We start from the raw sequence: 6,107 nt of genomic DNA, 5'->3' as shown, positions 1-6,107 counted from the left end.
GCCAGCTGCTCCCTGCGGTCAAAATGGGATTCTCCAAGTTTCAGTACGGGCAGGAAAGATTCCCGTCCGTCAGCATGGCGGAATGCGAACGCCCCTTCCTCCAGCTGCCGTATGCCCAGATTGTAACTGTGGTGCCAGTTGTATCCCAAAGGACCGTCCATGGCGGCATCACTGTAATAGGTACGTTTCCATACGACGGGAATCGGACCCGGAAGCTCGAAGTCCACATTGGTGTGATAGACCCTGCCCGTAGCAGCGTCCACCGGCTCACCGAAAGTCTTGCACTTGATGGGCTGGAGAATGTCCGCCAGCCTGTTCATGCCTTTTTTCCTCAGCCTGTCGATCAGGTTCTGGAAGCGGTCGCCTATCTTCTTCCACATCTTGCCCAAGCCTTTCAGTCCGAACTTCATCGCCAGCGCAAATACATCAATTGTGGGCGGTCCTCCCACAAGCACGGGATTTCCTACGGATGTGATGGTGGAGAGCATGGAAGTGGGGGCAAGCAGAGCCTTGCTCACCTTCCTGGGCTTCCCCTTGCGGGGAATCGTCGGTATTCCCACAATGTTGCATGAGAGTGCCGGATGTGTGAGAGAGGAACAGGGCGCACCGTCCGCCAGGACAGTGGAACTGCCCATCCACATCTCCGACTCGGACATACCGCTGACCAACGGGGCCGGATGCAATACAAATGCCGGCAGATGCACGATGCCGATACCTGCCTGCGCAATCCACTGGTTATGAACCTTGACCGACGGAGCCATGCTCTTGAGGATGTTGCACGCCACTCCGGCCACTCCATCAGCCACAGCCGGCATGGCAGCCGCCATGCCGGCCATGAGGTCTGCCATGAGGTCGTACACCTTGCCTACATGAGGCACAGGCATGATGGGAGAGGGAGGGGTAACGGTAGGATGCATGTCTATCCCGATGGACAGGTCGCCGAACTTGGCGACAGGCATACCCGGCATGGAAGGAAGGATTCCGCCCAGGCCCGCCTGAATCTCGTCCAAAGCCGCCTTGGAGGCTGAAAAAAGGTCGGCAAAGCCCCGTCTGACGCTGCTGCTACCGGCGGCGTCAGCTATATTCTTGAACACATCCGGCATAATGAAACTTTTTGATTCTTGTTTTTAAACCGATTGGTCGGTCTGTTTTTGCAAATGTATCATTTAAAATCAAAAAAGAAAAACATTCTCCTACTATTTTCTATCAAAAATCATAAGACAATCCATAAAAGGCAATTGATTTCAAGTCATGTATCAAAAAAACGTCGTATATTTGCATCTGTTGAAGAAAAAAGGAGAATAAATGGACTTTGAAGGAGAATATACCATACGGACGGCTTCCAACCAGCAGACATACGAGCCGAATACCGTATATCCGGACGCAGTGCTAAATATAGCCCGCGAGTCGGCTTCTGTGTTCCAACTGAAACGGAAATGGGAAAAGACTCCTCCGATGCTGAATCTGACCCCTGATTTTCAACGGGGACTGGTATGGAAGACCAAACAGAAAAGCGAGCTGATAGAATCCATACTGATGGGCATTCCTCTACCTCTGATTTATGTGAAGGAAGATGAGAAGGGAGTGTATCTTATTGTAGATGGCAAGCAGCGTCTGAGCACCTTGTTCAGTTTTATCAACAATGAATTTGCCTTGGACAAGCTCACTATCCTAAAGGATAAGAACGGTTCCCGATTCGCAGATTTGACTCCGTTGGAGCAGAATAAAATAGAGGACTGTTCGCTTACCTTGCATGTGATTAAGGCACCTACCAGCGACCGGGTAACCTTTGACTTGTTTGACCGGGTGAACCGTGGCGGGACACGGCTTAACAATCAAGAGATGCGCAATGCGCTCTATCAGGGCAATGCCACGAAACTGATCAACCGGCTGGCCAAGAAAGAGGCGTTTGTTGAAGCAACAGAAGGTTCCATTCCAGACGACCATATGAAAGACAGGTATCTGGTACTCCGTTTTACGGCTTTTTATTTGTGGCAGCAGCATATCACCATAGACCCGGACACCCATGAGCCTCTGGATTACCGAAGCAATGTAGAGGATTTTTTGGGGAAAACGATGCGTTTTCTCAATCAGCTGGAGCCGGAAAACGGTTTGTTTAAAGAACTGGACAGCCGGTTTACACGTGCCATGGAGCTTGCCATACAACTGCTTCCGTCAGGCGGCTTCAGGCTGCCTTCGTTACCCGGCAAGAAACGGCCGATAAACATGGCTTTCTTTGAGAGTTTCAGTTATCTTCTGTCAAGGCTGAACGGAGAAGGGAAACAATTCCATCGTCAGGTTCAGAATACTTATATGCAATTAATGTGCAATGATGCCTATCTGGATTCTCTCACACGCTCCGTGGATAGCGGAAAGCAGACCTATAAGCGTTATGAAATTATCAACCGACTTATTCATGAACTGAATTTATGCTAAACAATCTGACTGTCAACAATTATAAATGCCTGGTGGAATGTTCGTTGGAATTAAAACCTCTGAACCTGTTCGCAGGTCCGAATTCATCGGGAAAATCTACCGCACTGCAAGCCTTGCTGATTGCTTCGGATAACGTGACGGAGCAAAAAGGCAAACACGGTCTGAAGAACCGGAGAACAGAAGCGTCGAATTTCAATGATGTAAGGAACTTTGTGACCAATGCCAAGTCATACGAAATCTGTATTTCGTATCATGGAGAAGATCCGACCCGGCTTTGTTTTACTCCGGGCGATGACTCATTCCAAACCACTTTTGTGGAACAATCGGCTGACGCATCTCCGAACCTGCTGGGAGTTCTCGGAAGCGAGAACCTGCTGTACCTGCCTGCCACACGCCCCGGTGGGGCATATATGCATCCCGTTAATCCCGATTCGGAAAACAAGCTGGGGCGTAACGGGGAATTTGTGATAGACTATTACGCCAAGCACCGTCTGGATACGCTGGATGCCGCATTGATCCTGGCTCCCGGTACTCAAACCCTGGAAGGCCAGGTGAATTATCAACTGGACAGACTGACCGGTTACCGGCTGGTGGTGGAAACAGTAGGAAGCAATCATTACGTAAAATATGAAACGCGCAGCGGCAAACAGCTTCTCCCTTACCATGTCGGTACCGGAGTAAGCTTTATGACGGAAGTCATCATAGCCTGTTTTGCGACCCCGAAAGGCGGCATGGTGATTACGGAGAATCCGGAAATCCATCTGCACCCCAAGGCACAAGCCGAACTGATTGATTTCATGGCAAAGATAGCGAAAGCCGGTGTGCAAATCATCATAGAGAGCCATAGCGACCACCTGTTTAACGGTATCCGGCGCCTGATCAGTCAGGAAAAGTTGGCCTTGTCTGACGTTGCCGTGTACAACTTCAGACAAGACGGGAATGGATTGACCCATGCCGAACCTGTGGAATTTACCCCACAGGGAGGAATACAATCCTATATCCCCGGCATGTTCGAGCAGTTTGATATTGATTTGGATGCCATTTTAAAGCTATAAGACTCTATGGACGGTATCATTATCAATGAATTGTCATTGAACGGACAGTTTTTGGACAGCCGGGATTTCTGGAAAAACGGAATGCCTCCATTTCACAAGGCATTGCAGGATGCCTTTTCACATGGAGTGGGGTATCTGTTCAAACAAGGAAGTTTTTTTGCTGCGCAAGCCACGCCAGACAAGACTTTACACGATTTGCTGACAGCGCCGGAAACCCGTATCATCGATGAAGCCAGGCTGTATAAAAGTACATTGGCACGTGCCATCTGTAATCCGTTTTGGGATGAAGCTCCCCAACAGGATTCCAATGCCCAATATTCAGTAGGTGAAACCGATGTATCCGGCAGTTCCATTGCCGAAGCAGCAGCCCGATCGGTTTGTCTTCTATCATTTATCAGATCCGGGTATGAGAAGCATCCGATTGTTGTAACCAAAGATGAAGAACCAATCGAGGTAGGTAATATCTGGAAAGAGAAGCAACTGCACTCCATTCTGTTTGAAAGGGGTGAACTATCTCTCGAAAAGTATATTACCATTCGTTTCAGTGGAGGCAAGCTTGATTTCAGCCTTATTGATGGCACGCATGGTTTTTCCCTTATTGACAATGAGAACCAAAACGAATTTATTGATTCATTCCGTAAATTTGAGGAATTGGACTGGAGTGCTATTGCAACGGATAAGGGGTTGGATTATAAACCGTATAACAAGAAGAAGAAAAGCAAGCGCTATTTTTCAGATGACCTATGGAAGAAAGGCATTAAGAAATTCAGAATTACTCAGCGGAACAGGTGTTTTGGTTATGTGGATAATGGCGTTTTTTATGTGTTGAGGTTTGATTTGGATCATGAGTTGAGTGATGTGGGGTAATGCTTTGTACAGTCTTGGTGTATTTTTAGTAGAAATAGAAAGCTGTCCAAAAACTCATATTCTGTTTACATGCATTATGCTATGTTTTAGATAAGAGTTCTTGGACAGTTTGATTATACCTTTTTCTATTTTAGTTCTTTTACTAATTCAACAAAGAATCACAGATTTATAAAGATTGGCATTTTGCTTATCTCTATACATTTTCAAAGGAAAATTTAAGTATTGCAAATCCTAATACTAATACTCATAACCAGTGGATTATAAATCCGCCGGGACGGGAATCGTTATGGAGTATGGTATGTTCCATAACGATTTTTGACAATCAGTTGTACTAACTGTTACCAGTATAGAGAATGTTTTCAAGATGATTTTATTTAATCATAAATTCATTTCCATATGGATAAAATTTTTCATCTATCCATAGTTTGGAGTAGTCTGATAATTTGTAAATTTCAGGCTTATACAGATTCAACACCTTATCCAAAACTTTCTCTCGGAATATTATTCCATCTCCATATTCTACGCTATCTAAAACGAAAAAATTCTGTTTGATTGAACAGTCTTTCAGTTTCATGTCAGGATATACTGTAAAACAGGTACCTAGTTTTTTCTGAAAGTCACTCTGATATGTTATGCCTTTTCCGAAATGAAAAGAATCGTTATCAAAATGATTTATACGTAAAGCGTAGTATTTTTTATCCGTTAGAGTTTCGTTTTTCTTGTTTACTACCTTGACAGTTGCAACATCATATTTATCAATGAACCCATTTTCTTGAAGTAAAGACAAAAACTCTTCCGATACGATTTTTAGTTTTATGCTCCACTGATCACAAAAATCAAATTGTAAGATTCCAGGTTTCTTGTTACATACGAGGTATAAGACTGGAGGTAAATTTTCTTCCCATCCATTCTTAATTTTCCACATCCATCTCCCTTTAGTTTGAAATCGTTGCCTTTTAGTTTCATCATAAATATCACATACATCAAATTTACCATACTCCAATAATCCTTTAGGAAGTTTATCTATCCCATATCGCCAAATATAAAGCTCTTCTGTATTCATAAATATTATTATCTTTTCGTTAATGTTAATGAAAGTTATTGATAGAGGCAGGTTCTCCTGTATAATAGGCGGACATCTTTTGCCGAAAATCATTTTGTAAATTTCGGATGCGGTTTATAGCGTTAGCTTTAGCTATATCAGGTTTTATATTATTTTTTTCAAATTCATACATTGCTTCTATCTTTTTTATTTCTTTATCAACAGTTACATTGTAGTCAGGGTGAGAGCCGCAGTGAAAATATTGTAAGCTATTTTTTGAGGAAACTTCTTTACTATTGGGTAAGAAAACGCCATTGGATGCGGAGTCACGACCTCTCAGCCCAATTTCCTTAAAGAAAACGTTATTACGTCTCCAAACTTGTTCTGGAATAATGTGATGCGCCTGCCATTCTGTACTTCTATTCCCGTTTGGTCCGAAAGTTACTTTACCTCCATGATTCATACCATTCTTCTCCAAATTTTTACCTAACCGATAACTGCTTTCTCCGGAAGGATCAATATAGGAATTAGGGTTAGAAACATAACCGTAAATAAGGATTCCTCCAGCCAGTCCAATTGGATCATGAGTTAAATAACATCCGATTTCGGCAGAATAGTATCTGAATCTATTATAACCTTAATTCCGCAACACTATTATAAATTAAACTTTTTAAGTACCTGAGCAACAAAAAGTTGCTCAGGATTTT

Annotated in this window: 6 protein-coding genes and 1 pseudogene; 3 read left to right on the top strand and 4 right to left on the bottom strand. The window is 43.9% G+C overall.

Annotation, left to right across the window (positions count from 1 at the left end):
• Positions 1-1,103: DUF6531 domain-containing protein (locus AB5935_RS23185; RefSeq protein ID WP_272202837.1), on the bottom strand; the 1,103-nt coding region annotated here is incomplete at its 3' end.
• A 202-nt stretch (positions 1,104-1,305) separates the two neighbouring features.
• On the opposite strand from AB5935_RS23185, the gene AB5935_RS23180 reads away from it, so the two are divergent.
• From AB5935_RS23180 to AB5935_RS23170, 3 genes are read left to right on the top strand one after another with little or no spacing between them, the layout of a single operon-like run.
• Positions 1,306-2,436, top strand: coding sequence for a DUF262 domain-containing protein (locus AB5935_RS23180; protein WP_146265074.1), 1,131 nt, complete (start codon positions 1,306-1,308; stop codon positions 2,434-2,436).
• Positions 2,430-3,491 carry an AAA family ATPase gene (locus AB5935_RS23175; protein ID WP_146265075.1) on the top strand — a complete coding sequence of 354 codons (1,062 nt, stop codon included), beginning with the start codon at positions 2,430-2,432 and terminating at the stop codon, positions 3,489-3,491. The genes AB5935_RS23180 and AB5935_RS23175 overlap by 7 nt, the downstream gene beginning before the upstream one ends.
• Before the next feature lie 6 nt (positions 3,492-3,497).
• Entirely contained in the window at positions 3,498-4,358 is an 861-nt protein-coding gene (locus AB5935_RS23170) for a hypothetical protein (RefSeq protein ID WP_146265076.1), read from the top strand.
• A 370-nt stretch (positions 4,359-4,728) separates the two neighbouring features.
• On the opposite strand, the gene AB5935_RS23165 is transcribed toward AB5935_RS23170, so the two are convergent.
• The 3 genes and pseudogenes from AB5935_RS23165 to AB5935_RS23155 all read right to left on the bottom strand — a co-directional run.
• Positions 4,729-5,421, bottom strand: coding sequence for an Imm43 family immunity protein (locus AB5935_RS23165; RefSeq protein ID WP_146265077.1), 693 nt, complete (start codon positions 5,419-5,421; stop codon positions 4,729-4,731).
• Between the two features lie 25 nt (positions 5,422-5,446).
• Positions 5,447-5,878 (bottom strand): AHH domain-containing protein, encoded by a 432-nt coding sequence (locus AB5935_RS23160; RefSeq protein WP_368327609.1) that lies wholly within the window; start codon positions 5,876-5,878, stop codon positions 5,447-5,449.
• Positions 5,879-5,917: 39 nt separating this feature from the next.
• A pseudogene (locus AB5935_RS23155) lies at positions 5,918-6,022 on the bottom strand (RHS repeat-associated core domain-containing protein); the annotation flags it as partial.
• Positions 6,023-6,107 lie beyond the last annotated feature (85 nt).

The sequence above is a fragment of the Phocaeicola sp. RTP21198st1_B8_RTP21198_201120 genome (assembly GCF_040929485.1).
Classification (GTDB): Bacteria; Bacteroidota; Bacteroidia; order Bacteroidales; family Bacteroidaceae; genus Phocaeicola; species Phocaeicola dorei.
This window is presented reverse-complemented; position numbering and strand designations above follow the sequence as displayed.